The organism is Pseudomonas sp. S2_F03, assembly GCF_054668335.1.
The window spans coordinates 2,144,206-2,169,030 of the sequence record NZ_CP162759.1 but is presented as its reverse complement, the minus strand read 5'-3'; the positions used below and the strand labels follow the sequence as shown (position 1 = coordinate 2,169,030).

General features: G+C 60.0%; 21 protein-coding genes and 1 pseudogene. 7 read left to right on the top strand and 15 right to left on the bottom strand.

The window, feature by feature from the left end; genetic code table 11:
- Nucleotides 1–179 precede the first annotated feature (179 nt).
- The 5 genes from AB4N76_RS10265 to leuS form a co-directional block, all read right to left on the bottom strand.
- Nucleotides 180–1,502, bottom strand: coding sequence for a lytic murein transglycosylase (locus tag AB4N76_RS10265; protein ID WP_046028717.1), 1,323 nt, complete (start codon nt 1,500–1,502; stop codon nt 180–182).
- Nucleotides 1,503–1,563: 61 nt separating this feature from the next.
- The gene (arfA, locus tag AB4N76_RS10260; protein WP_003176285.1) at nt 1,564–1,728 is read right to left on the bottom strand and encodes an alternative ribosome rescue factor ArfA; all 165 of its coding nucleotides are present in this window, start codon (nt 1,726–1,728) and stop codon (nt 1,564–1,566) included.
- A gap of 245 nt (nt 1,729–1,973) precedes the next feature.
- A complete protein-coding gene (holA, locus tag AB4N76_RS10255) occupies nt 1,974–3,011 on the bottom strand; it encodes a DNA polymerase III subunit delta (protein WP_046028716.1) in 1,038 nt (345 codons plus the stop codon).
- Between the two features lie 39 nt (nt 3,012–3,050).
- Nucleotides 3,051–3,656 carry an LPS-assembly lipoprotein LptE gene (locus AB4N76_RS10250; protein ID WP_046028715.1) on the bottom strand — a complete coding sequence of 202 codons (606 nt, stop codon included), beginning with the start codon at nt 3,654–3,656 and terminating at the stop codon, nt 3,051–3,053.
- Between the two features lie 88 nt (nt 3,657–3,744).
- Nucleotides 3,745–6,351, bottom strand: coding sequence for a leucine--tRNA ligase (gene leuS / locus AB4N76_RS10245; RefSeq protein WP_460164435.1), 2,607 nt, complete (start codon nt 6,349–6,351; stop codon nt 3,745–3,747).
- A gap of 280 nt (nt 6,352–6,631) precedes the next feature.
- On the opposite strand from leuS, the gene AB4N76_RS10240 reads away from it, so the two are divergent.
- A complete protein-coding gene (locus tag AB4N76_RS10240; RefSeq protein WP_046028713.1) occupies nt 6,632–6,952 on the top strand; it encodes a hypothetical protein in 321 nt (106 codons plus the stop codon).
- Between the two features lie 103 nt (nt 6,953–7,055).
- Nucleotides 7,056–7,817, top strand: coding sequence for a YdcF family protein (locus AB4N76_RS10235; RefSeq protein ID WP_046028712.1), 762 nt, complete (start codon nt 7,056–7,058; stop codon nt 7,815–7,817).
- Between the two features lie 110 nt (nt 7,818–7,927).
- Here the strand turns inward: AB4N76_RS10235 and lnt are convergent, their stop codons facing one another.
- The 5 genes from lnt to miaB form a co-directional block, all read right to left on the bottom strand.
- The gene (gene lnt, locus AB4N76_RS10230; protein WP_046028711.1) at nt 7,928–9,451 is read right to left on the bottom strand and encodes an apolipoprotein N-acyltransferase; all 1,524 of its coding nucleotides are present in this window, start codon (nt 9,449–9,451) and stop codon (nt 7,928–7,930) included.
- Between the two features lie 8 nt (nt 9,452–9,459).
- Entirely contained in the window at nt 9,460–10,299 is an 840-nt protein-coding gene (locus AB4N76_RS10225) for an HlyC/CorC family transporter (protein ID WP_046028710.1), read from the bottom strand.
- Between the two features lie 5 nt (nt 10,300–10,304).
- On the bottom strand, nt 10,305–10,799 hold the full coding sequence (gene ybeY, locus AB4N76_RS10220; protein WP_046028709.1) for an rRNA maturation RNase YbeY: 495 nt from the start codon (nt 10,797–10,799) through the stop codon (nt 10,305–10,307).
- On the bottom strand, nt 10,792–11,796 hold the full coding sequence (locus AB4N76_RS10215) for a PhoH family protein (RefSeq protein ID WP_046028708.1): 1,005 nt from the start codon (nt 11,794–11,796) through the stop codon (nt 10,792–10,794). The genes ybeY and AB4N76_RS10215 overlap by 8 nt, the downstream gene beginning before the upstream one ends.
- Nucleotides 11,797–12,002: 206 nt before the next feature.
- The gene (miaB, locus tag AB4N76_RS10210; protein ID WP_460164434.1) at nt 12,003–13,331 is read right to left on the bottom strand and encodes a tRNA (N6-isopentenyl adenosine(37)-C2)-methylthiotransferase MiaB; all 1,329 of its coding nucleotides are present in this window, start codon (nt 13,329–13,331) and stop codon (nt 12,003–12,005) included.
- Between the two features lie 134 nt (nt 13,332–13,465).
- Here miaB and AB4N76_RS10205 point away from each other — a divergent pair, with 134 nt between their 5' ends.
- Nucleotides 13,466–13,795: a DUF1820 family protein gene (locus AB4N76_RS10205; protein ID WP_007894425.1), complete on the top strand. Its 330-nt coding sequence runs from the start codon at nt 13,466–13,468 to the stop codon at nt 13,793–13,795.
- A gap of 110 nt (nt 13,796–13,905) precedes the next feature.
- Here AB4N76_RS10205 and AB4N76_RS10200 read toward each other — a convergent pair whose 3' ends face one another.
- The 4 genes from AB4N76_RS10200 to AB4N76_RS10185 form a co-directional block, all read right to left on the bottom strand.
- Complete coding sequence (locus AB4N76_RS10200; protein ID WP_077431210.1) at nt 13,906–14,460, bottom strand: tetratricopeptide repeat protein; 555 nt, start codon at nt 14,458–14,460, stop codon at nt 13,906–13,908.
- A 225-nt stretch (nt 14,461–14,685) separates the two neighbouring features.
- Nucleotides 14,686–15,969 (bottom strand): glutamate-1-semialdehyde 2,1-aminomutase, encoded by a 1,284-nt coding sequence (gene hemL, locus AB4N76_RS10195; RefSeq protein ID WP_046028706.1) that lies wholly within the window; start codon nt 15,967–15,969, stop codon nt 14,686–14,688.
- A gap of 15 nt (nt 15,970–15,984) precedes the next feature.
- Nucleotides 15,985–16,608, bottom strand: a complete 624-nt coding sequence (gene thiE, locus AB4N76_RS10190; RefSeq protein ID WP_046028705.1) for a thiamine phosphate synthase — start codon at nt 16,606–16,608, stop codon at nt 15,985–15,987.
- 32 nt (nt 16,609–16,640) lie between these two features.
- A complete protein-coding gene (locus tag AB4N76_RS10185; protein ID WP_046028703.1) occupies nt 16,641–17,438 on the bottom strand; it encodes a hydroxymethylpyrimidine/phosphomethylpyrimidine kinase in 798 nt (265 codons plus the stop codon).
- Between the two features lie 421 nt (nt 17,439–17,859).
- Here AB4N76_RS10185 and AB4N76_RS10180 point away from each other — a divergent pair, with 421 nt between their 5' ends.
- The 4 genes and pseudogenes from AB4N76_RS10180 (at nt 17,860) to AB4N76_RS10165 (ending at nt 24,616) form a co-directional block, all read left to right on the top strand.
- Nucleotides 17,860–20,244, top strand: coding sequence for a hybrid sensor histidine kinase/response regulator (locus AB4N76_RS10180; protein ID WP_046028702.1), 2,385 nt, complete (start codon nt 17,860–17,862; stop codon nt 20,242–20,244).
- A gap of 75 nt (nt 20,245–20,319) precedes the next feature.
- Nucleotides 20,320–21,970 (top strand): annotated as a pseudogene (locus AB4N76_RS10175) (acyl-CoA dehydrogenase family protein).
- 177 nt (nt 21,971–22,147) lie between these two features.
- Nucleotides 22,148–23,647, top strand: a complete 1,500-nt coding sequence (gene amn, locus AB4N76_RS10170; protein ID WP_460164433.1) for an AMP nucleosidase — start codon at nt 22,148–22,150, stop codon at nt 23,645–23,647.
- A gap of 333 nt (nt 23,648–23,980) precedes the next feature.
- A complete protein-coding gene (locus tag AB4N76_RS10165; protein ID WP_046028698.1) occupies nt 23,981–24,616 on the top strand; it encodes a pseudouridine synthase in 636 nt (211 codons plus the stop codon).
- Here the strand turns inward: AB4N76_RS10165 and AB4N76_RS10160 are convergent.
- Nucleotides 24,611–24,820, bottom strand: coding sequence for a DUF2788 domain-containing protein (locus AB4N76_RS10160; protein ID WP_007937369.1), 210 nt, complete (start codon nt 24,818–24,820; stop codon nt 24,611–24,613). The two genes, AB4N76_RS10165 and AB4N76_RS10160, sit on opposite strands and share 6 nt — an antisense overlap.
- Nucleotides 24,821–24,825: the final 5 nt, after the last annotated feature.

Sequence of the window (24,825 nt, the reverse complement as noted above, 5' to 3'; positions counted from 1 at the left end):
TATCGTCGGTTTTACCGATGAATTCCTTATCGGCGCTTCGGGTAGAAGGGGCGGGACGAGAAGTCTCCCACGGTCCGTACTGGCTAGAGTCGGAATCGAGCTTTTAGTCCCGCCCACCCCTTCAAGTCTAAACATACAAGCGAGCTTGCTCGCGAAGGCGGCAGTCGCCATACGGCTGACTAGCGGTTACGCAGTCCTTCCAGCAACTTGTGCGTCGGATACCCATCCGCCGGCCAGCCAAACGACTGCTGTGCACTGCGGATCGCTTTGCGGGTGTTTGCGCCGATAATGCCATCCGGGGTGCCCGCATCGTAGTTCTGGGCACTCAACAGGCTTTGCAGCTCCATGCGCTCGGTACGGCTCAACGGCAAATCATCTTTCGGCCAAGTGCCGCTGATCAGCCCCGCACCATTGAAGCGTTCGGACAACAGACTCACCGCCAACGCATAGGACGACGAGTTGTTGTACTTGAGAATCGCGCGGAAGTTGTCGAGCACCAGAAATGCCGGGCCACGATAACCGGCCGGCAGCAGCAGGGCCGCAGAAAGGTGTTCAGATCCTGGCGGGACCCGAGCGCCAGCGGGCAGCGAAACCCCCAGTTGCATCCACTCGGCGACACTTTTGCGAATCGTGCCATCGGCCAGAACGTAGTTGAAACTGCCTGGCAGTTGCACTTCGAAGCCCCATGGCTGGCCTTTCTGCCAGCCGGAGCTTTGCAGGTAATGCGCGGTCGAGGCGAGGGCGTCGGCGGGGCTGTTCCAGATGTCACGGCGCCCGTCACCATCGAAGTCGACCGCGTGGGTGTTGTAAGTCGTCGGGATGAACTGGGTCTGACCCATGGCGCCGGCCCAGGAACCGAGCATTTTCTCGGGGGTTATATCGCCCTGTTGCAGGATTTGCAGGGCGGCGATCAGTTGATCGTGGGCAAAGCCTGGGCGTCGGCCTTCATACGCCAGCGTCGCCAGGGAGTTGATGACCGACTTGCTGCCCTGGAACTGACCGAAGTTACTCTCCATGCCCCACACCGACACCAGTGCCTGGCGGTCGACGCCATAGCGCTGTTCGATGCTTTGCAGGATGGCCGCGTTTTCGCTGATCAGCGCTTGGCCTTTACGTACTCGCAGCGGAGAAAGGGCGCCGTCGAGGTATTCCCATACCGGGCGGGAAAACTCCGGTTGGCTGCGGTCGGCCCGGATCACGCTCGGGTCGAAGCTGACATTGGCAAAGGCGCGGTCGAACAGATCGGCGCGGATACCGGCGGCCAGTGCATCCTTGCGGAAACCCGCTTGCCATTCGGCGAACGTCTGGGTGGGCTGGATATCGAGGTTTTCACCGGTCGGCAGCACGGGCGGAATGACCGCAGGGGCTGTTGCGACGGGCTGGTTTTGCAGCGGCTGGGCGTCGGCGGCGGTTGGTTTTTCCGCGCAGGCGACAAGCAAAATGAGGCTGGAGGCAGCGATCAATTGGCGAACGGGCCAACGACGGGAAAGACAAAGGGGCATGCACAGGTCCAGGGCAATCGATTCAGGTGCAGACCTTAACATGTAGAAGGGGTGTTCTGCTTTAAGCAGCCAGAAAGTAAGAAGCCTCCCAGCTATTAGACTGGAAGGCTTCGCGGCGGTAGCTGCCTTTGCCCTTGCCGGCTCGTTCCTGACGGCTGCGGAACAGTGGCTGGGCGATGATGGATTTGGCCTTGTTGGGGCCATGCTTTGATGGCTTTTTGCTCATGATGATTTCTCGCAAGTGAGTGGGTTTTGCGGGGCAAATCATCGGCCGAAGTTGGGGTTCTGTCTAGTCCACAAATTCTGTAGGACCTTTCGCCGACCGTATTTGTAGCAGCTGGCGAAGCCTGCGTCCGGCTGCGCAGCAGTCGCCAAATCAAGCAATGAGTTTCTTCAGGATGATAGTGGATTCAGAGTTTACGACTGCTGCGCAGCCGGACGCAGGCTTCGCCAGCTGCTACAAGGGCGTGTTTATTCGGCGGGTAAGGTCAGGCGTTGGCCGGCCATCAGCAGTGACAATCGACTGAGGCTCATCCATGGCGAACCCGCTGCTTGGCCTTTGATTTGCGCATCGATGCGCTGGGCCTCCAGCAGCAGCTGCGCCCAGCGTTGCGCCGAATAGCGTTGCAGGGCCTTGCTCATCAGCGGTCTGCGTTTGTCCCAGACGGGCGGTCGAGCCTGGCTGAAGGCTTTGTCCAGTGGCACACCCTGGCTGTATTGCAGTGACAGGTTAGCCAGCAGGCGCAGTTCCCGGGCCAGCGCCCAGAGGATCACCGGAGGTTCGACACCCTCACCGCGCAGCCCTTCGAGCATGCGCAGGGCGTGGGCCGCTTCGCCGTTGAGGATCGCGTCGGTCAGGCCGAATACGTCGAACCGCGCACTGTCGGCCACGGCAGCCTGTACGGTTTCGACGGTAATTTGCCCACCTTCGGCCATCAATTTCAGCTTTTCGATTTCCTGCGCGGCGGCAAGCAGGTTGCCCTCGACGCGCGCGGCAATCAATTCGACTGCGTCCTGGCTGGCCGACAACCCGGCCTGAGACAGGCGCTGGCGGATCCAGCTCGGCAACTGATTGGCATCCACCGGCCAGATTTGCACGAACTGCGTGTGCTGGCCTTCGATCAGCGCCTTGCCCCACTTGGTCTTCTGAGCACTGCCATCGAGCTTGGGCAGGCTGATCAGCAAAATGGTGTCTTCGGCCGGGCGAGAGCAGTACTCGATGAACGCGGCGGCGCCCTTGTCGCCGGGTTTTCCGGAGGGCAGGCGCAGTTCCAGCAAACGTTTTTCGGCAAACAGCGACATGCTTGCACCGGCTTGCAACAACGTACCCCAATCGAAACTGGCGTCGGCGGCAAAGACCTGACGTTCGTCAAAGCCTTGCTGGCGGGCGGCTGCACGAATGGCGTCGGCAGCCTCCTGACACAGGAGCGGGTCATCGCCGCTGATGATGTAGACCGGCGCGAGGGCACCTTGCAGGTGTTTACCGAGTTGGGCGGGGGCAAGTTTCATAAGAGAGTGCGAACGGGGCGCCGGAGCGCCCCGTAAGTCTTACTGTTTCGGGATGTCGATTGGCGACTGACGCGGAGTTTCCGCTTCAGCCTTCTGTGCGGCTTCCAGTGCCTGTGCTTCGGCCTTGGCCCTGGCTTCGGCAGTCTGTTGCAACTGATCCAGCTGGGTTGGCGAGATCTGTTGCAGGCGCAGCATCATGCGTTGAATCAGTTCTCGGCGGGTATCTACACGGGCTGAGGCGGCTTCCTGATCGGAACCCACCAGGTTGTTGCCGTCGTGCAAAAAGATCTTTTGCACCTGGATTTTGTCGCTCAGCAGTGACAGGTCATGTGCGCCACGAATGTCGTAGTTCAGGACGGTGGTTATTTCATACTCGCCAGTACGGCCGGCACCTGCGTAGCTGAGAATGCGCTGGCTTTCCTGCTCGTCGGTCAGCACCAGTTTGTAAGGCGCGCCGGTGAAGACTTTGACCCCGCTGCTTTCCAGCATCTGACGCAGTTGCACCACGGTTGGGCCGTAGGCATTGCGGGCGCTCACGTCGAGCTCCTTGATCGCCAGTTCGGTGGTGCCGGTGCCGCGCAGCTGAAAACCGCAGGCGCTCAACAGGACCGCAAGGCCCATCACCAGCAGATTGCGTTTGATCATTTTGTTGCTCCCCTTGAAACCATGTGGGCCGGTCAAACGGCCCGAAAGGTTTTACTCGGCGTCGGGCTTGGCCCGGCGCCTGTTCCAATTAGCTGGCGACGATATTGACCAGTTTCCCGGGCACGACGATCACTTTGCGAATAGTCAGGCCGTCGACAAAACGCAGCACGTTTTCATTGGCCCGTGCAGCGGCTTCGACGTCTTCGCGGCTGGCGCTGGCCGGCATTTCGATGTGGCCGCGCAGCTTGCCGTTGACCTGAATCACCAGTTGCAAGCTGTCTTGTACCAACGCGCTGTCATCCACCACCGGCCAACCGGCGTCGATCACAGGGGCAGCGTGGCCCAGTTGACTCCACAGCTCGTGGCTGATGTGCGGCGTGATTGGAGCCAGCAGCAGCGTCACGGTTTCCAGACCTTCGTGAATCAGTGCGCGATCCTGTTCGGTGGTTTGTGCAGCCTTTTCCAGCACGTTCATCAGCGTCATCACTTGGGCGATGGCGGTGTTGAATTTGTGATTCTGGCCGACGTCCTGGCTCGCTTGCTTGATAGCCAGGTGGATCGAGCGGCGAACGGCTTTCTGCTCGTCGTTCAGGCCGGCGATGTCCAGCTTGCCCGGCTGGCCCTGAGTGACGTGCGCTTGAGCCAGGCGCCAGACGCGCTTGAGGAATCGGTGCGAGCCTTCGACGCCGGAGTCAGACCATTCCGCACTCATGTCGGGTGGCGAGGCGAACATCATGAACAGGCGGCAGGTATCTGCGCCGAACTGGTCGATCATCGACTGTGGGTCGACGCCGTTGTTCTTCGACTTGGCCATCTTCTCGGTGCCGCCGATTTCCACCGGGAAGCCGTCAGCTTTCAACTTGGCGCTGATAACCTTGGCCTTGCTGTCACGCTCAAGTTCGACGTCCGCCGGGTTGAACCAGGTGTAAGCGCCGTTGGCTTCGCGACGATAGTAAGTCTCGGCGATCACCATGCCCTGGGTCAGCAGGTTCTTGAACGGCTCGTTGGAGCTCACCAGGCCTTCGTCGCGCATCAGCTTGTGGAAGAAGCGTGCGTAGAGCAGGTGAAGAATCGCGTGTTCTATACCGCCGATGTACTGATCCACCGGCAGCCAGTGGTCAGCCGCGGTTTTTTCTACCAGGCCACCTTCATAGTGTGGCGAGGCGTAGCGGGCGTAGTACCACGAAGACTCGACGAAGGTGTCCATGGTGTCGGTCTCACGCTTGGCAGGCTGGCCGCATTTCGGGCAGCTGCACTCGTAGAACTCGGGCATGCGCGCCAGTGGCGAACCTGCGCCGTCCGGCACGACGTCTTCCGGCAGTACTACAGGCAACTGGTCTTCCGGAACCGGCACATCACCACAGCTGTTGCAGTGGATGATCGGGATCGGGCAGCCCCAGTAGCGCTGGCGGCTGATGCCCCAGTCGCGCAGGCGGAACTGAGTGCGCGAGGCGCCGAGGCTTTTCTTGATCAGCGCCACTTCGATGGCATCGAAGGCGCCTGCGAAGTCCAGACCGTCGAACTCACCGGAGTTGATCAGCGTGCCGTGCTCGCCATAGGCGTCTTGCCATGGGGCAGGGTGGGTGTCGCCAGAGCTTGTGCGCACCACGGACTTGATCGGCAGGTTGTACTTGGTAGCGAACTCGAAATCACGTTCGTCGTGGGCCGGCACAGCCATGACCGCGCCATCGCCGTAATGCATCAACACATAGTTGGCGACCCACACCGGCAGTTTTTCACCGGTCAGCGGGTGCTCGACGAAAAGCGAGGTCGGCAGGCCTTTTTTCTCTTGAGTGGCGACGTCGGCTTCAGCCACGCTGCCGCCCTTGCATTCAGCGATGAACGCTTGCAGCTCAGGGTTGTTCTGTGCGGCCAGGGTCGCCAGGTGGTGTTCGGCAGCCACGGCAACGTAAGTCGCGCCCATCAGGGTGTCCGGACGGGTGGTGAAGACTTTCAGCGCGCCGGTTTCACCGATGGAATCGACGTTGTACGGGAACTGCACTTCCATGCCGCGCGATTTGCCGATCCAGTTGCGCTGCATGGTCTTGACCTGTTCAGGCCAGCCCGGAAGGTCGTCGAGGCTTTCCAGCAGCTCATCCGCGTAAGCGGTGATCTTGAAGTAGTACATCGGGATTTCGCGCTTTTCGATCAGCGCGCCGGAACGCCAGCCGCGACCGTCGATCACCTGCTCGTTGGCCAGAACGGTCTGGTCGACCGGGTCCCAGTTCACGGTGCCGCTTTTCTTGTAAATCACGCCTTTTTCGAACAGACGAGTGAACAGCCATTGTTCCCAGCGGTAGTAATCAGGCTTGCAGGTGGTCACTTCGCGCGACCAGTCCACTGCCAGGCCCAGGCTGCGCAGCTGGTTTTTCATGTAGGCGATGTTTTCGTAGGTCCACTTGGCGGGCGCTACGTTGTTCTTCATCGCGGCGTTTTCCGCCGGCATGCCGAAGGCGTCCCAACCCATGGGTTGCAGAACGTTTTTGCCTTGCATGCGCTGGTAGCGGGAGATCACGTCGCCGATGGTGTAGTTGCGCACGTGCCCCATGTGTAGTTTGCCGCTGGGGTAAGGGAACATCGACAGGCAGTAGAAAGTCTCCTTGCCTGGCTGTTCACTGACTTCAAAGGACTTTTGCTCGTCCCAGAATGACTGGGCGGCGGCTTCGATTTCACGGGGCTGATATTGTTCGTGCATGGCTACTTTTGAACTGAATAGGGGTGGCCTAATCCTCTTCAATGCAACGCTGGACGGTGAACACGCCAAATCGGCGTTTCGGTGCCCAGACGAGCTGGAAGTGGAGTTACAGGAAGCGCCGTAGCATACATGACCGCGCTCTACCGAGGGAAACCCTGATTACTGCCGTGCGTCCTTCAAAAACAGCTGCGAGGGCCGTTGGTCGCGGCGTTCAGCCGGTTTGTCCATGGAAGCTAAGCTCTAAATGGGGAGTAGGTCTTATCTTCCAATGAGGTGAGGGATGGTTGAGTCACAGCAAAAAGTCACAAAACCGGAGTTGTACGAACGACTGATCGATCGTCTGGGAATGGCCCTGGACGCTGCAAAAACTGCTGGCCGGCTGCGCGATGAGCGTCCCTTGGAGCTGGAATTGCGCGGCCTTAGCCCCGCAGAGTTTGAATTGGTCAAAGCCTATCTGGATCGCAGTGAACGTGAAACACACGGATGCTTGTCAGCAGCAGTGAAGCAACTCGATGCACCACGTTCGGCCAAAATCATCTGGCTCAAGGATAAAGTCCCGGGCAAGGACGCGGTAAAGGCCCGGTCCCTGCAATTCAAGTAACGGCTCCACGCCATGAAACGTGGTTTTTAAAGCATAGTCTTCGCGCATTTCTTGTCGCATTGCGTCAACCCACTTAGGCTTCGGGCATCTCAGGAGATGCTCGATGCCTTTTCGTTATTTTGTGAAACAACTTTTGTTGCCTCCCGGCATTCTTTTGCTGTTGCTGGTTCTTGCGTGGTGGTTGCGCCGCTCAAGGCCAAGGCTTGCGGCTGCCTGCTTCGTATTGGGGGCCGGCGGCTTCTGGTTGATGAGCTTGCCGGTGATGGTGGAGTGGAGTGCCAGGGCGCTGGAGCGAAACCCACCGTTGGCGTTCGACGAATGGGCGACCCTGGCGCAGCGCGCGGACGCGATTGTGGTGTTGGGCTCTGGACGTGAACGTGGCGATATTGCCTGGGGGACCGACCAGCCAACCGGCATTGGCCTCGAGCGTGAGCGTTATGCCGCGCGGCTGGCCAAGGCGTCCGGCTTGCCGATTCTGACCAGTGGTGGCCTGCACTACGGTACGCCGCCGACTGAAGCGAAGTTGATGGCGGACTCGCTGCTGGATGATTTCGGCGTGACGGTACGCTGGCAGGAAGGACGCAGCCGCACGACGTGGGAGAACGCGCAGTTCAGTGCCGAGGTGTTATTGCCCCAAGGGATCAAGCGGGTGGTGGTCGTGACTCATGCCTGGCACATGCCGCGATCTGTCTGGAGTTTCCAGAAGGCAGGATTTGAAGTGGTGCCCGCGCCGGTGGGCTTTTTAGGCGTGGACAATGCGCGACCGCTGGGTGGCTGGATGCCGGAATTCAAGTCGATCTGGCAATCCGGTCAATTGCTGAACGAGGCGGTGGGGCAGGTCGGGTATTCGATGTTCTACCGCTGAAGATCAAAGATCGCAGCCTCGTTTCACTCGACAGCTCCTACAGGGGATTGCGTACTCTGTAGGAGCTGTCGAGTGAAACGAGGCTGCGAATTTTTCAGGCGCCGCAATACTTAAACGGTTTTCGCCATCCGGCTGGCAACCAGCGCCCAGCCAAACAACAGCACGCAAACAATGATCAGCGGCCACGAGCGCCATTGCAGGTAAGGCGTCAGGTTGTGCATCGGCACGACTTCGCCGTACAGGATGCCGCGTTCGAACTGCGGGATCTGCGCAGTAATCTGGCCAAACGGGTTGATCAGGCCGGACACGCCATTGTTGGTGGCGCGGATCATCCAGCGGCCCGCCTCAAGCGCGCGCATCTGCGCCATCTGCAAATGTTGCAGCGGGCCGATGGAGGTGCCGAACCAGGTGTCATTGCTGATGGTCAGCAACAAATCGCTGCGAGCCGCGAGGCTGGCGGCGAATTCCGGGTAGACCACTTCGTAGCAGATGAACGGCGCAATCTGATAACCCTTGGCCTGCAGCATCGGCTGATCGGAGGGGCCTCGGGCGAAATCGGACATAGGCAGGTCGAAGAACGCGATCAGCCCGCGCAGCACATCCTGCAACGGCACGTATTCGCCGAACGGCACCAGTTTTTGCTTGAGGTAGGTGCCATCACCTTCGCCAACCACGGTGATGCCGTTGAAGAAGCGCTTCTCATGGCGTACTTCCATGCGCACCGGTACTCCGGTAATCAGCGCGGATTTACGATCGGCGGCGAAACTGCCCATCATGTTCAGGTAGCCTTCGGCGGATGACTTGAGCACCGGAACGGCGGTTTCCGGCCAGATCAGCAGGTCGACGCGTTTGGAGGTAAAGCTCATGTCACGGTACAGCTCCAGTTGCGCGTTAAGCTGCGCCGGGTCCCACTTCATGCTTTGTTCGATATTGCCTTGAATCGCCGCAACGCTCAGCGCCGGACCGGATGGGCTGGTCCAGGCGTGACCTTTGAGCGCAATGCCGACAGCCCAAGGGCCGATCAACAGCAACACACCGGCTGCGATGAAGCCTTTGCGACCCGTCTTGATCAGGCGCGAGGCGTTGTAAATCAGTGCCGCCGTCAACGCAAGGGTGAACGACACCAGCCACATCCCGCCCAGTGGCGCGAGCCCGGCCAACGGGCCATTGAGCTGGCTGTAACCGGAGTAAAGCCACGGGAAACCGGTGAGGAACCAGCCGCGAAACGCTTCCTGACCGACCCACAACGCCGCAAAGGCCAAGGCATCGGCCAGCGGCGCTTCGTTGCGACGCAGCCAGCGCGCCCAGATCCAGGCAGGCAGGGCAAAGAACCAGGCAATCGCCGCGGTGAACGCCAGCATCAGCAAGCCGGCCAGCAATACCGAAGCGCCGCCGAAGTTGTGAATGCTGTAGTAGATCCAGCTGGTACCGGCGCCAAACAGGCCGAAACCGAAACACCAGCCACGGCCCAGCGCCTGACGAGGGTTCAGTTCCCGTAAACCGGCATAGAAGAAACCGACTGCCAGCAACGCCAATGGCCAGATGTCGAACGGCGCCAGCGCCAGGGTGGTGAGTGCACCGGCCGCCACGGCCAGCAGGTTACCGGGCCAGCCGGGGCGGGTTACGCGGAGCATGTCAGTCCTTAACGGGCAATTGGAGTCAGGCGCAGCAAGTGAATTCGACGGCTGTCGGCGTTCAGGATGCGGAAACGATAAGGGCCGATTTCAGTGATTTCGTTGCGCTTTGGCAAGTGCCCGAACGCGCTCATCACCAAACCACCGACGGTATCAAACTCATCGTCGGAGAATTCACTGTCGAAGAACTCGTTGAAGTTCTCGATCGGTGTCAGGGCCTTGATCAGGAAGTCACCGCTGGGCAGCGGCTTGATGTAGCTGTCTTCTTCGACGTCGTGCTCGTCCTCGATGTCGCCGACAATTTGCTCCAGCACGTCTTCGATGGTCACCAGGCCAGCCACACCGCCGTATTCGTCGATGACGATGGCCATGTGGTTGTGGTTGGCACGAAACTCACGCAGCAGCACGTTAAGGCGCTTGGACTCGGGCACGAAGGTGGCCGGGCGCAGCAGGTCCTTGATGTTGAAGCTGTCGCCGTTCTCCCTGAGGATCAATGGCAGCAAGTCCTTGGCCAGCAACACGCCCATCACGTCATCGTGGCTTTCGCCGATCACCGGGTAGCGGGAGTGGGCCGAGTCAACCACGGCAGGCAGGAACTCGCGAGGTGTCTGGGTCGCCTTGATGCTGACCATTTGCGAGCGCGGGACCATGATGTCCCGTACTTGCAGGTCCGCAACCTGGATGGCGCCTTCGACGATGGCCAGCGCTTCGCTGTCCAGCAACTTGTTCTGGTGTGCATCGCGCAGGAGCTCCAGCAGCTCCTGACGGTTTTTCGGCTCGTGGGCAAAAGCCTGGGTGAGCTTACCCAGCCAAGACTTCTGCCCGTTGCTCGATCGATCTTCGCTCATAGCGATTACTCTGAATCCTTTGTTGTAACGATAGGGGATGTTTCGGTTTCGTCGTCCGCATACGGGTCGGGATAGCCCAACTCTGCAAGCAACGTTCGTTCCAGTGCTTCCATTTCTTCGGCTTCGTCGTCATCTATATGGTCGTAACCCAGCAGATGCAAGCAGCCGTGAATGACCAGATGTGCCCAATGGGCCTTGAGTGCCTTGCCTTGCTCGGCGGCTTCGCGCTCGACCACGGCCACGCAGATCACCAGATCGCCCAGCAACGGGATGTCCAGAAACTCGTCGGGCACATCGGCGGGGAACGACAGCACGTTGGTGGCGTAATCCTTTTGCCGCCAGGTGTGATTCAGTTCGCGGCCTTCTTCTTCATCGACCAGGCGAATGGTCATTTCCGAATCGGCAGTGCGCTGGCGCAGGGCCAGTTCGCACCATTGGCGGAACTCGGCTTCGCTGGGGGTGGAGGCTTGTGTCGCTAGTTGCAGATCAAGCTCAAGCATCGCGGCGGTTGTCCTTCGGGGCTTCTTCGGTCACGCGATTTTCGAAGCGCTCGTAGGCTTCGACGATGCGCTGCACCAGTGGATGGCGCACAACGTCCTTGGGCATGAAATGGGTGAAGCTGATGCCCGGCACGTCTTTGAGCACCTCGATCACATGGTGCAGCCCGGACTTGGTGCCTTTCGGCAAGTCGACCTGGGTGATGTCACCGGTGATGACCGCGGTGGACCCAAAGCCGATACGGGTCAGGAACATCTTCATCTGCTCGACGGTGGTGTTCTGGCTTTCGTCGAGGATGATGAAACTGTTGTTCAGCGTGCGACCGCGCATGTAAGCCAGCGGCGCAACTTCGATGACCTGGCGTTCGATCAGCTTGGCGACGTGTTCGAAGCCGAGCATTTCGTAGAGCGCGTCATAGAGCGGGCGCAGGTACGGGTCGATCTTCTGCGACAAGTCGCCGGGCAGGAAGCCAAGCTTTTCGCCCGCTTCAACCGCCGGGCGCACCAGCAGGATGCGGCGAATCTGTTCACGCTCCAGCGCGTCTACCGCGCAGGCAACGGCCAGGTAGGTCTTGCCGGTACCGGCAGGGCCAATGCCGAAATTGATGTCGTTACCGAGAATTTCTTTCACATAGCGCACTTGATTCAAGCCACGAGGGCGAATCATGCCTTTTTTGGTGCGCAGTGCGACGGAGGGTTCGGCAGGGGAGTGGTTATCCAGCTCTTCGACGGCCGATTCCTGCAGGAACAGGTGAACCATGTCCGGCGACAGCTCGGTACCTTTGGTTTCCCGGTACAGGCGGCGCAGGAGGTTTTCCGCGGAGGTGGTGTGTTTGGGCTCGCCGATCAATTCGAACTGGTTTCCGCGATTGCGGATCTCGATGGTCAGGCGCTGTTCGATCAAGCGCAAATGCTCGTCGAATTGCCCGCACAGATTGGCGAAGCGGCGAGCCTCAAAGGGCTCGAGGATGAAACGATGCGGTTCTATGGGTGCGTTCAAGGTCGTATTTAGCCGCCCTGGGGCAATTAAGATGAAATCAAGGATAACGCCAGTGGCCTGGGTGCGAAAGCTCTTAAATATCCCATTTTCAAACACCGCCCCGTAGGAGCAAAGCTTGCTCGCGATGGCTGTCTGGCATTCAACCTTTAAGTTGTCTGACTTGGCGCCATCGCGAGCAAGCTCGGCTCCTACAGGGATGTGTGGTGTTATTGAATGAGAGAGCCCCGCAGCGAGTGCGGTTGTGCGGCGTCAATGTGCACGTCGGCGAACTGTCCGATCAGCGTTGGATTGTCGCAGCGGAAGTTGACGATACGGTTATTCTCGGTCCGGCCTTGCAGCTCGCCGGGGTCTTTTTTCGAATAGTCGGTGACCAGAATCCGCTGGACCGAACCGACCATTTGTCGGCTGATCTCGAAACCTTGCTGGTTCAGGCGATGTTGCAGGGCATTCAGTCGCTCTTTTTCCAGCTCTTCCGGCGTCTCGTCGGCCAGGTCGGCCGCAGGGGTGCCCGGGCGCTGGCTGTAGACGAACGAGTAGGAAAAGTCGAAGCCGACGTCTTCGATCAGCTTCATCGTTTGTTCGAAGTCTTTCTCGGTTTCGCCCGGGAAGCCGACGATGAAGTCCGAACTGATGCAAATGCCCGGCACGGCGGCCCGTAGCTTGCGCAGTTTGGATTTGTATTCCAGCGCGGTGTGGTTGCGCTTCATCGCCGAGAGAATCCGGTCCGAACCCGACTGCACCGGCAGGTGCAGGTGTTTGACCAGTTCCGGCACATCGGCGTGGGCCTGGATCAGGCTGTCGGAGAACTCCAGCGGGTGCGACGTGGTGTAGCGAATCCGGTCGATGCCATCGACTGCGGCCACGACACGAATCAGCTCGGCCAGATCGGCGAGGCGACCGTCATGCGTGGTGCCGCGATAACCGTTGACGTTCTGACCCAGCAGCGTCACTTCGCGTACGCCGTTTTCGGCCAGGTGGATGATCTCGGCAATCACGTCGTCGAACGGGCGGCTGACTTCTTCACCGCGGGTGTACGGCACCACGCAGAACGTGCAGTACTTGCTGCAGCCTTCCATCACCGAGACATAGGCACTCGGGCCGTCGATGCGCGGCTCGGGCAAATGGTCGAATTTTTCGATTTCCGGGAACGAGACGTCGACTTGCGGCAGTTTGGTGGCGCGAGCAGCGTCGATCATTTCCGGCAGGCGGTGCAGGGTTTGCGGGCCGAACACCACGTCGACGTACGGGGCACGATCGCGGATGGCAGCGCCTTCCTGACTGGCCACGCAACCGCCGACGGCGATCACCATTTCAGGGTTGGCGAGTTTCAGTTCACGCCAGCGGCCGAGCTGGGAGTACACCCGGTCCTGGGCGCGTTCGCGAATGGAGCAGGTGTTGAGCAGGATCACGTCGGCATCTTCAGCGCGAGCAGTGACTTCCAGGGCCTGGTGTTCACCCAGCAAGTCGACCATGCGCGAGCTGTCGTACTCGTTCATCTGGCAACCGTGGGTTTCGATGTAAAGCTTCTTGGCCATGGATACAGTCATCACGTGATTCAAAGAACCGCGCATTATAGGGAACATGTCCCAAGGTTCCTACCGTTGTGCGTCCGGTGGCTATGCTATAGTTCGCGCCCTCATTTTTATCCCCGATGTGTTGCCCGCCCGCCATGACCAAACGTGAAGCCCCAATCTACAAGGTGATTTTCCTCAACCAGGGCCAGGTGTACGAAATGTATGCCAAGCAGATCTACCAAAGTGATCTGTGGGGGTTTCTGGAAGTGGAAGAGTTCGTCTTTGGCGAGCGCACGCAAGTGGTCGTCGATCCGAGCGAAGAGAAGCTCAAGGCTCAGTTTGAAGGCGTTGTGCGCAGCTTTGTGCCGATGCATTCGATTGTGCGCATCGATGAGGTAGAGCGTCTGGGTACGCCGAAAATCAGCGAAGCCCGTGGCGCGGTCGGCAATGTCATGCCGTTTCCGATGCCGATGCCTGAGAAGTAGACTTCAAGACCGAGTTGCTCCCATCGCGGGCAAGCCCGCTCCCACAGGATTTTCGGTGACCTGTGGGAGCGGGCTTGCCCGCGATGGGGGTAGAAAGGTTGGTGCAGAAATCAGGGAAGTGGCGAAAACGGCGTACGCCCATCGGCGCTCTGCAATTCCATCAGGTATTTACGGAAAATTTGCCCCAGTACCTGGGTGGCGACTTCCAGCTCTTCGCGCGGCATTTTCTCAGTGACTTCGTCGGCGGTGTCCAGCGCCTCTTCAGCGCCGTTGACCGCCGCCATTTTCAGCAGAATGTAAGCCTGGACGTTATTGGCCGGCACACCTTCGCCATGGAAGAACATGGTGCCGAGTTTGAATTGCGCCTGGGCATGGCCTTGCAGCGAGGCTTTTTCGAAATAGCTGAGGGCTTTATTGAGGTCGCGTGGCGCGTTTTTGCCTTCGTAGTAGAACTCACCCAACTCGTATTGCGCTTGCGCATCCCCTTCATCCGACGCTTTTTGGCAGGCGGCGAGCGCTTGCGTCAGGTCTTGCGGCTGAGTATTGAGGGTGCAGCGACCCATCGCTGGGATTAACAACGAGTTGCCGCCTGCTTGTGCGAGCGCGAGCAGGGGCTGAAGGAGCAACAGGCAGCCCATTGCAAGGGCGCGGCCGGTGCGGTTCATGAGAATCGACTTACCTCTGAAGGGCGCGCGGACCCATCGAGGGGATCCAATAAGCGCGCATTATGAAATAAGCAGGGCCAACCTTACAAAGTCTTTACTCGTTTTTCTGCTGCGTGGGGAATATATCGCCCAATTTGCGGGGGATTATTAGCGCAAGCGTAGGAATAACAGTGCGGATGTAGGTGAAAGCTGACGTCGGCAGTCGCCAACGTCAGCAGCAAAACGTTATTTCAATGCGGCGAATGCACGCTCGGCAGCGTCCAGTGTCAGTTTCAACTCGGTTTCGCCATGAGCGATCGAGGTGAAGCCGGCTTCGAACGCGCTCGGCGCCAGGTAAACCCCGCCTTCGAGCATCAAGTGGAAGAAGCGGCCGAACAGGGCGGCATCGCTCGCCATCACGTCATCGAACGTCACGATATCGTCGGCGCCACTGAAATACAGGCCGAACATGCCACCGGCTTGCGTGGTCACGAACGGAATGCCCGCGGCATCGGCGCGTTGTTGCAGGCCGTCGAGCAGACGCGTGGTGTAGTCGGTCAGTTCGGCATGGAAACCCGGACGGCTGATCAAGCGCAAAGTGGTCAGGCCGGCGGCCATGGCCAGCGGGTTACCCGACAACGTGCCGGCCTGGTACACCGGGCCCAGCGGCGCAATGTGCTGCATGATTTCGCGTTTGCCGCCGAAGCAGCCAACGGGCATGCCGCCACCGATGATTTTGCCGAAGGTGCTCAGGTCCGGCGTTACGCCGTAGTAAGCCTGGGCTCCGCCGAGGGCAACGCGGAAACCAGTCATCACTTCGTCGAAAATCAGCACTACGCCGTGCTTGTCGCACAGTGTCCGCAGGCCTTCGAGGAAGCCTGGCGCTGGCGGTACGCAGTTCATGTTGCCGGCCACTGGCTCAACGATGATGCACGCCACGTCCTGGCCGACTTCGGCGAGCATGGTTTCTACCGCGTTGATGTCGTTGAACGGCAGGGTCAAGGTGTGTTTGGCAAAGGCTGCCGGCACGCCGGCCGAGCTCGGTACGCCTTGGGTCAGCGCGCCAGAGCCGGCCTTGACCAGCAGGCTGTCGGAGTGACCGTGGTAGCAGCCTTCAAACTTGATGATGCTGTCGCGGCCGGTGAAGCCACGGGCCAGACGGATCGCGCTCATGGTCGCTTCGGTGCCGGAGCTGACCATACGCACCATTTCCATCGACGGCACGATCGAGCAGACCAGGTCTGCCATCTCGGTTTCCATCGCGGTCGGGGCGCCATAGGACAAACCGTGTGCCAGTTGTTTGCGCACCGCGTCCAGCACGTCCGGATGGCTATGGCCGAGAATCATCGGCCCCCAGGAGCCGACGTAATCCACATAGCGCTTGTCGTCTTCGTCGGTAACGTAGGCGCCTTCAGCGTGTTTGAAGAACAACGGCGTGCCGCCAACGCTTTTGAAGGCGCGCACCGGCGAGTTCACGCCACCGGGAATGTGTTTCTGGGCATTGGCAAACAGGGTTTCGGAACGAGACATGGTCGGGCTCTCAAATCAGATATTAAATAATTCATTAAAGGCGCGGGCACGGCGTGTCACTTCAGCCGCACTCTCGGCGCCGAACAGGCCGTGGACTACCGCCAGCAGATCAACCCCGTGGGCCACCAACGGGGCGGCGTTTTCCAGGGTGATGCCGCCAATCGCGCAGATTGGCAGGTGCAATGTGCGGCGAGCCTGGTCGAGCAAGTCAAGGCTGCAAGTGGGTGCGCCGGGTTTGGTGTTCGAATTGAAGAAGCGGCCGAAGGCGACGTAGCTCGCACCTTCTTTGGCGGCTTGTTCGGCCAGTTCGAGTTGCGCATGGCAGGTCGAACCGATGATTGCCTTGGAGCCGAGCAAGGCGCGGGTCGGAGACAGCGGACCATCGGTCTGTCCCAGATGCACACCCACGTTCAGGCGGGCAGCGAGTTCGGCGTCGTCGTTGATGATCAACTGGGTCTTGTAGCGATCGCACAGATCGCGCAGTGCTTCGGCTTCACGCAATCGGCGGGCCTCGTCACTGCTTTTGTCGCGGTACTGCAGCAAGGTGACGCCGCCTTCCAGCGCCGCCTCCACGTACGAAAGAAATTTACCGGCCAGCAACTGGCTATCGGTAATGGCGTACAGGCCACGTAGTTTCATCGGACAAGCCTCGGCGCTTTACGCATCAAAAGTTACGAACAGAAATCCAGAGGCAGGCGGCGCGGCACGAACTGGCCTTTGCCCAGTTGCTCCGCATCACGCAGGGTTCGCCATGTGTAGTTAAGCGCGGTCTGCACGGCGCTGGCGAGGTTTTCACCCAGGGCCAGACGACCGGCCAACGCGCTGGCCAGCGTGCAACCGGAACCGTGATAGCTGCCGGGCAAGCGCTGGCAGGTAAAGGTTTCGCGGTGGCCGTCGCGGCTGTAGAGGCGATTGTGGATTTCGTGTTCGTCGCCATGACCGCCCGTGATCAGCAGGTGTTTGACAAATGGCAGCAGTTTTTCTGCGCATTCGTCGGCGCTGCCTTCGGGCAGTTCGGCGAGGATGCGCGCTTCGGGAAGGTTCGGGGTGGCGATGATCGACAAGGGCAGCAGGCGTTCGCGCATGGCGTAGCCAACTTCGTCCTTGCCCAGTCGCCCGCCGCCGCCGGCGCGCAGCACCGGGTCGCAGACGACCGGCAGGTGCGGGTGCGCCTGAAGCAGTTCGACCACAGTGTCGACCATCTCCAGGGAACCGAGCATGCCCAGTTTGACGGCGGCGACTTCGGAGTCGTTGAGCACGGCATTGGCCTGGGCCAACACCCACTCACGGTCGAGGACGCGGAAGTCAGTGACGTTGACCGTGTCTTGCACGGTCAGGGCGGTGACGGCCGGGGCCGCATGGCAACCCTGCGCGAGCAAGGCTTCGATATCTGCCTGCAAGCCGGCGCCACCACTTGGATCGTGGCCGGAGAGACAGAGGACAACGGGGCGAGAGCTGTAGATATTCATGGTGCGCGAGCTTACCACCAGTCGACCAGCGAGTCATGAGACGGACTTGTAGCAGCTGGCGCAGCCTGCGTCCGGCTGCGCAGCAGTCGTAAACCCAGACAACGCGGTCAATCAGACAGACCGCGAATTCAGGTTTAACGACTGCTGCGCAGCCGGACGCAGGCTTCGCCAGCTGCTACAGGAATGTGTAAAACGGCCGATGCATTGATACAACCTGACCAATCAAGCTGGTTTTGCGCAAAATTTGTCGCTGGAACGCCCGTGCTAGAGCCTCTGCGAAAAAAATTCAATGGTGTTCAATGGCCATCAACGGCTATGCTAGAGTGGATCCAAACCAATAACAGGTAATGCCGGTTTTACGTCTACTCAAAGGGAATGAGGGGCTTCCTGAGATAACCGGACAGGCCACGCTGGGGCTTAAATGCGCTATTTGCTGATGTTGCTGCTTTGCTTGCCCCTCATGGCGAGCGCCATCGAGTTCGATGAATCTACCCAGAGCCTTCCTCTGGGCCGAGTCATGCAGGTGTACGAAGACGCGGACGGTCAGGCGACCATCGCCGATGTTCGTGCGCAAGCTGCAGCTGGAAACTTCAAACCCCACGATAAAGCCACCCTTAACGCCGGGTACTCGCGCTCGGTGTTCTGGCTGAAAATCGACCTGCATTACCGTCCGACCAACCCGTCAGTACAACGCACCTGGCTTCTTGAACTGGCCTATCCGCCGCTCGATCACCTTGATCTGTACTTGCCCGATGCCGGCGGTGACTATCGCCTGGCCCGGCAGACGGGCGATGCCTTGCCGTTTGCCACGCGTGAGATCCGCCAGAACAACTACCTGTTCGATTTGAACTTCACACCTGACCAGGCACAAACGGTGTACCTGCGCCTGCAAAGCGAAGGCTCCATCCAGGCACCCGTAACCTTGTGGTCGAGCACCGCTTTTCTCGAACAACAGCCCGTGCGGCTTTACGTGCTGGGGCTGATCTACGGCGTGTTGTTGGGGATGCTGGTTTACAACCTGTTCATCTACCTGAGCGTACGTGACACCAGCTATCTCTATTACATCTTCTACATCGCCTCGTTCGGTCTGTACCAACTGTCGGTCAATGGCGCGGCCGTGGAGTATTTCTGGCCGGACAATCCTTGGTGGGCCAACGCGGCAACACCGTTCTTCATCGGCTGCGCCGGACTGTTCGGCAGTCAGTTTGCTCGAAGCTTCTTGCAGACCGGGTCCTATGGTCGCTGGCTCGATCGCTTGTTGCTGGCCTTGATTGCATTCAGCGCGACGGTGATCGGGTTGTCGTTGATGGCCAGTTATGCCCTGGCCTTGCGCCTGGCCACCGCCCTGGCCTTGTCCTTCACCGTGGTGATTTTTGCCGCCGGGCTGTGTGCCTGGTTGCGCGGCCTGCGTGTGGCGCGGTATTTCATCATTGCCTGGTCGGCGTTTTTGCTCGGTGGCATCGTCAACACGATGATGGTGCTGGGTTATCTCCCCAACGTGTTCCTGACCATGTATTCAAGCCAGATCGGCTCGGCGATTGAAGTTGCACTGCTGTCGCTGGCCCTGGCCGATCGCATCAACGCCATGCGCGAGCAGCAAGCACAAACGCTGTTTGATGCGGGGCAAAAGCTCGAAGTGTTGAACCAGCAATTGGCTCACAGTAACAAGCTCAAGGATGAATTCCTCGCCACCCTGACCCACGAATTGCGCACCCCCATGAACGGCGTGATCGGTTCGCTGGAGCTGATGCAGACCGTCGAGATGGACCCTGAGCTGGAGCAATACCAGCAAACCGCTGCCGGTTCGGCGCGGGACATGATGCGCATGGTCAACGGCATCCTGACGCTGACCGAATTGCAGGCCGGCAAACTCAAGGCCACTCCGGCGGCGTTCAGCCTGCGGGGTGTGGTCGATGGCTTGCGGGCGCAGTTCGAGGGCAACGCATCGAGCAAGTCGCTGGATTTCAAAGTCGACGTCACGCCGGGACTGCCGGATCGCCTGCACGGCGACAGCGCAAAGCTGGCGCAATGCCTGGAATGCCTGCTGGACAACGCCATCAAGTTCACCCGGGTCGGCGGGCTGGCGCTACGGGTGACGGGTAAGCCGGTGGAAAACGGACGCCTGTCGTTGTCGTTTGCGGTGATCGACACGGGCATCGGTTTTACCGACCTGGGGGAGGCGACCATGTACCAGCGTTTCTTCCAGCTCGACGGTTCGATGACCCGCGAATATGGGGGGTTGGGCGTGGGGTTGGCGATTTGTCGGCAACTGGTCGAGTTGCTCGGAGGGCGCCTGACTCACCGCTCCGAACCCGGCAGTGGCAGTCGTTTCCAGTTGGATGTCGACGTAGAAGTGCCTGTCGTGGAACGCCCGGCCGTACCGTCGATGAATCGCGAGGTCCCGGGGTTGCGCTTGCCAAAGGATTGCAACGTGTTGCTGGTGGATGACAACAGCGTCAATCAGCTGGTGATGCGCGGCATGTTGCTCAAGCTCGGGTTCCGGGTGCGTTCGGCCGACAACGGTCTGGCCGCCCTCGACCAGTTGCAGCTTGAAACCTTTGATGCGGTGCTGGTCGATTGTCAGTTGCCACCGCTGGACGGTATCTCCCTGTGCTGCCAGATCCGTGCCTTGCCGGGCTGTGCTCATTTGCCGGTGTTCGTGGTGGCGCTGAGTGTTGATCGTGAGCGCTGCCCGACCGGTGACATGATCGATTACCTGAACAAACCGGTGAAATTCGAGGACTTGCAGGCCGCGCTCTATCGTCGGGTGCTGTGTCCAAGGCAGGGCGAAAGCGCCGACAGTTAGGCGGATATGCCACTTTGTTCAGCCTCGGGGCAGTGCTTAACTGAACCCCTTGGCTGACCCAAAGGAGCCCCCGTCATGAACCTGCATCAGTTCGCCGAAACCCACGAAGTCACCAACCAGCCACCGTCGCTGGACGGCACCAACCTCTACCGCATCGACCTGCCGCTGCAGGAATGGTCGCGGCGGTTCGGGGCCGGTTGGGCCGAGTCGCGGATCGACGCCTATGGCGCACTGGCGGGCGGGCCACTGATGGACGCCGGGTTCCTGGCCAATCAGAACAAACCGGTGTTCGTCAGTCATGACCGTTATGGTCATCGCATCGACCTGGTGGAGTTCCACCCGGCCTACCACCAATTGATGCGCACCGCCGTCGAACACGGGCTGACCTCGTTGCCCTGGGCGCATCCGCAGGCAGGGGGCGCATGTGGCCCGTGCGTCCATGAGTTATCTGCACAGCCAGGCCGAAGCCGGCAGTGGCTGCCCTTTGACCATGACCTTCGCCAGCGTTCCGGCGATGCGCCTGCAACCGGATCTGGCCGATCAATGGCTGCCGAAAATCCTCGCCACCGAATATGACCCGCGCAACGTTGGCATGGCGCACAAGGCCGGTGTGACCATCGGCATGGCCATGACCGAGAAGCAGGGTGGCACTGATGTGCGCGCCAACACCACCAAGGCCTATCCGGTGGGCGCCAGTGGTCCGGGGCAGGCTTACGAGTTGGTGGGGCACAAGTGGTTTTGCTCGGCACCGATGTGCGATGCCTTCCTGACCCTGGCGCAAACGGACAAGGGCCTGACCTGTTTCCTGCTGCCGCGCCACCGGCCGGACGATACGCGCAATCAGTTCTACATCCAGCGCTTGAAGAACAAATTGGGCAACTGCTCCAACGCCTCCAGCGAAGTGGAATTTCGCGGGGCGCTGGCCTGGATGGTCGGCGAAGAAGGGCGGGGTGTTCCGACCATCATTGAAATGGTGGCCATGACCCGCTTCGATTGCATGGTCGGTTCCAGCGCACTGATGCGCCAGGCCCTGACCCAGGCCAGTCACCACTGCGCCCACCGTACAGTCGGTGGCAAGGTGCTCAGTGAACAACCCTTGATGCAAAACGTGCTGGCCGATCTGGCGCTGGAAAGTGAAGCCGCCCTGGCCTTGAGCCTGCGCATGGGCAAGGCACTGGACCATCTGGACGATAGCCAAGAAGCCAAATTCGCCCGGCTGGTTACCGCGGTGGGCAAGTACTGGATCTGCAAACGCGCGCCCGCCATGATCAACGAAGCGGCCGAATGCATGGGCGGCGCCGGCTATGTCGAAGAAAGCATCCTGCCGCGTCTGTACCGAGAGGCGCCGGTCAATTCGACGTGGGAAGGTTCCGGCAACGTGCAGTGCCTGGATGTGCTGCGAGCCTTGTCCAAAGAACCGGGTGTGCTTGATGTGCTGTTCAGTGAACTGGGCGACGGTCATGGCGATAAACGCCTGGCCGCGCACATCCAGCAATTGCAGGCGCAGTTCAAAGACACCAGCGACATTCAATACCGCGCCCGCCAGCTCACCGAAGACATTGCCTTGGGGCTTCAGGCCAAGCTGTTGCTGGAGGCGGGCAATGCGGCGGTCAGTGATGCGTTTATCGTCAGCCGGCTCGGTTCGGCCGGTCGGGTGTATGGCGCGTTGCCACGTGGGCTGGATGTGGAAGCAATCGTCGCCCGGTCGACCCCGCAGGGTTTTTGACCGTTGCAAAACCCTGTGGGAGCGGGCTTGCCCGCGAATGCGGTCTGACATTCAACATTAATGGTGTCTGACACACCGCTATCGCGGGCAAGCCCGCTCCCACAGGTTCTGCCTGTGTCTGACTATTGATGTATTGCCCAAACACGACTGTTCCCGTGAAGCGACGATGCAGGCAAGATGAAGGTCTGCAAGTCAGAACACAGGATGCTGATCGTGACCGAAGCTTTTATTATCGTTCAAACCGCCGAGCAAGCCGTGGACCGGCTTGCGCTCTTGCACAATCGTGCAACCACCGCGTTGAATCAGGCGCTCAAGCGATACCTCAAGGATCGTGTCGAGCCGGACGCCGAGCAGCGGGCGATGTTCCGTTATCCCGAACTGCGTCTGACTTATCACTGCCAGGGCGAAGTCCCGCAGACCACGCGCGCTTACGCCAAGGTTCAACTGCCCGGGACATACAGCGTCACCGTCACCCATCCGGCCGCCTTCCGCAAATACCTGCTGGAACAGCTGGTGCCGTTGATGCACGACTTCACCGTGACCGTGGAAGTCGGTATCAGCCAGCAAAACATTCCATACCCGTACGTGGTCGAGCAAGGCGATGAACTGGCCGGTTCCGGCGTGACCGCTGCCGTGCTGGCGCGGGTGTTCCCGAGTACCGACCTGTCCGCTGCCACCGACGGCATTGCCGATGGCTTGTATGATTGGGAAAACACCGACCCGCTGCCGCTGGCGCTGTTCGACGCCGCGCGGGTGGACTTCTCCCTGCGCCGCCTGGTGCATTACACCGGCAGTGACTGGCGTCATGTGCAGCCCTGGATCCTGCTGACCAACTACCACCGCTACGTTGATCAGTTCATCGTCCATGGCCTGGAGCAATTGCGCAGCGACCCGCGTTTTGTGCGCATGATCTTGCCGGGCAACGTGATCATCGAAAAGAGCATGGACCACGGCGAAGCATCGGCGATTGCCGCCGGTGTGGTGTGGCACCGTTACCAGATGCCGGCCTATCACCTGATCGCCAGCGATGGCCATGGCGTGACGCTGGTGAATATTGGCGTCGGCCCCTCCAACGCCAAGAACATCACCGACCACTTGGCGGTGCTGCGTCCGCATTGCTGGCTGATGATCGGTCACTGCGGCGGCTTGCGTCAGTCGCAGACCATTGGTGACTACGTGCTGGCTCACGCGTACATGCGCCGCGACGGGATTCTGGACCGGGTCGTGCCACCGAACATTCCGATTCCGGCGCTGGCTGAAGTGCAGATGGCATTGCAACAAGCGGCGGCCAACATCACTGGCGAGAAAGGCGATGAACTGAAAAAACGCCTGCGCACCGGCACCGTACTGACTTATGACGACCGTAACTGGGAACTGCGCTGGGCTCAGGAGCGCCTGTTGATCAACCTGTCCCGCGCCGTGGCGGTGGACATGGAAAGTGGCACTATCGCTGCCCAGGGTTATCGCTTGCGGGTGCCGTATGGCACGTTGCTCTGCGTCTCGGACAAGCCGCTGCACAGCGAAATCAAGCTGCCGGGCTCGGCCAACGCCTTCTATGAACGTGCGGTCAGCCAGCACTTGAAGATCGGTATCGAAGCGGTCGATCTGTTGCGCACGGAACTCAATTCGCTGCACTCGCGCAAGCTGCGCAGCTTCGACGAGCCGCCGTTCCGCTAACAGTCATGGTTATTTAGCGGTCAGGGCAGGGCGTGCCATCGATTATTTCCACTGCCGCGCCGGGTCTGCTGTTGCGCAGGGCAAGGCGCGAGGAGCGTGGTTTGGTCATTCCAAATAAGCTCCGAGCAACGCGGCCCTGCGCAACAGCAGGCCCGGCCCTTCGGGTTGTGCCTGAAAGCGGGCCAGGCTGCGTTGCAGGCCTTGGAAAGGGAACAACCATTCCCAGCGGCCTGCGCCTTGCCTGGCCCGCTTTCAGGCGACAACGCGGCGGTGGAAATAATCGATGGCACGCCCTAGCATTAGCAGCCCTGACCGTTAGATGTTTCCTTCCTCATGTCCCGTCCACAACGTCCAGTCGCTCGCCGTCCCGGCGCGAACTCTCAGTCCTCAGCCCCGCGTCGTGTCGCCAAGGCGCCGCCGGCCGAGCCGAAGCTGATCCTGTTCAACAAACCGTTTGATGTGCTGACGCAATTCAGCGACGGCGAAGGGCGGGCGACGCTCAAGGATTACATCGAGATCCCGGGGATTTACCCGGCAGGACGCCTGGACCGCGACAGCGAAGGCTTGTTGCTGCTGACCAACGACGGTCAGTTGCAAGCCCGTATTGCCGATCCGAAACACAAACTGGCCAAGACGTATTGGGTGCAGGTAGAAGGCGAGCCGAGTGCCGAGCAGTTGCAGCGTTTGCGTGACGGCGTCGAACTTAACGACGGGATGACTTTGCCGGCCGAGGCGCGGCAACTGGAAGAACCGGAGCTGTGGCCACGCAACCCGCCGGTGCGCTTTCGCAAGAGTGTGCCGACAAGCTGGCTGGAGCTGGTGATTCGTGAAGGGCGCAATCGTCAGGTGCGGCGCATGACGGCAGCGGTCGGCTTGCCGACATTGCGTCTGGTGCGGGTCAGGATAGGTGACTGGACGATCGAAGGGCTCGATCAGGGCCAGTGGAAGGAAGTGCCGGCGCGTTTATAACGTGCCGGATTCAATCAGGCCGATCACCACGCTTTTGATCACGAACGCGGCCACGCCCAGACCCAGAACAAAGAACAGAATGAACGAGCCAAAGCGCCCGGCCTTGGACTTCTTCGCCAGATCCCAGACGATGAAACCCATGAAAATGATCAGAATGCTGACAAGGCCAGTCATCATCCACTCTTCAAATACTGCAGGATCCATCGAAC

What these genes read in the sequence shown, in the direction of transcription:
- AB4N76_RS10265 (WP_046028717.1), bottom strand. Translation starts at nt 1,502, where the DNA reads ATGCCCCTTTGTCTTTCCCGTCGTTGGCCCGTTCGCCAATTGATCGCT.
- arfA (WP_003176285.1), bottom strand. Translation starts at nt 1,728, where the DNA reads ATGAGCAAAAAGCCATCAAAGCATGGCCCCAACAAGGCCAAATCCATC.
- holA (WP_046028716.1), bottom strand. Translation starts at nt 3,011, where the DNA reads ATGAAACTTGCCCCCGCCCAACTCGGTAAACACCTGCAAGGTGCCCTC.
- AB4N76_RS10250 (WP_046028715.1), bottom strand. Translation starts at nt 3,656, where the DNA reads ATGATCAAACGCAATCTGCTGGTGATGGGCCTTGCGGTCCTGTTGAGC.
- leuS (WP_460164435.1), bottom strand. Translation starts at nt 6,351, where the DNA reads ATGCACGAACAATATCAGCCCCGTGAAATCGAAGCCGCCGCCCAGTCA.
- AB4N76_RS10240 (WP_046028713.1), top strand. Translation starts at nt 6,632, where the DNA reads ATGGTTGAGTCACAGCAAAAAGTCACAAAACCGGAGTTGTACGAACGA.
- AB4N76_RS10235 (WP_046028712.1), top strand. Translation starts at nt 7,056, where the DNA reads ATGCCTTTTCGTTATTTTGTGAAACAACTTTTGTTGCCTCCCGGCATT.
- lnt (WP_046028711.1), bottom strand. Translation starts at nt 9,451, where the DNA reads ATGCTCCGCGTAACCCGCCCCGGCTGGCCCGGTAACCTGCTGGCCGTG.
- AB4N76_RS10225 (WP_046028710.1), bottom strand. Translation starts at nt 10,299, where the DNA reads ATGAGCGAAGATCGATCGAGCAACGGGCAGAAGTCTTGGCTGGGTAAG.
- ybeY (WP_046028709.1), bottom strand. Translation starts at nt 10,799, where the DNA reads ATGCTTGAGCTTGATCTGCAACTAGCGACACAAGCCTCCACCCCCAGC.
- miaB (WP_460164434.1), bottom strand. Translation starts at nt 13,331, where the DNA reads ATGGCCAAGAAGCTTTACATCGAAACCCACGGTTGCCAGATGAACGAG.
- AB4N76_RS10205 (WP_007894425.1), top strand. Translation starts at nt 13,466, where the DNA reads ATGACCAAACGTGAAGCCCCAATCTACAAGGTGATTTTCCTCAACCAG.
- AB4N76_RS10200 (WP_077431210.1), bottom strand. Translation starts at nt 14,460, where the DNA reads ATGAACCGCACCGGCCGCGCCCTTGCAATGGGCTGCCTGTTGCTCCTT.
- hemL (WP_046028706.1), bottom strand. Translation starts at nt 15,969, where the DNA reads ATGTCTCGTTCCGAAACCCTGTTTGCCAATGCCCAGAAACACATTCCC.
- thiE (WP_046028705.1), bottom strand. Translation starts at nt 16,608, where the DNA reads ATGAAACTACGTGGCCTGTACGCCATTACCGATAGCCAGTTGCTGGCC.
- AB4N76_RS10185 (WP_046028703.1), bottom strand. Translation starts at nt 17,438, where the DNA reads ATGAATATCTACAGCTCTCGCCCCGTTGTCCTCTGTCTCTCCGGCCAC.
- AB4N76_RS10180 (WP_046028702.1), top strand. Translation starts at nt 17,860, where the DNA reads ATGCGCTATTTGCTGATGTTGCTGCTTTGCTTGCCCCTCATGGCGAGC.
- amn (WP_460164433.1), top strand. Translation starts at nt 22,148, where the DNA reads ATGAAGGTCTGCAAGTCAGAACACAGGATGCTGATCGTGACCGAAGCT.
- AB4N76_RS10165 (WP_046028698.1), top strand. Translation starts at nt 23,981, where the DNA reads ATGTCCCGTCCACAACGTCCAGTCGCTCGCCGTCCCGGCGCGAACTCT.
- AB4N76_RS10160 (WP_007937369.1), bottom strand. Translation starts at nt 24,820, where the DNA reads ATGGATCCTGCAGTATTTGAAGAGTGGATGATGACTGGCCTTGTCAGC.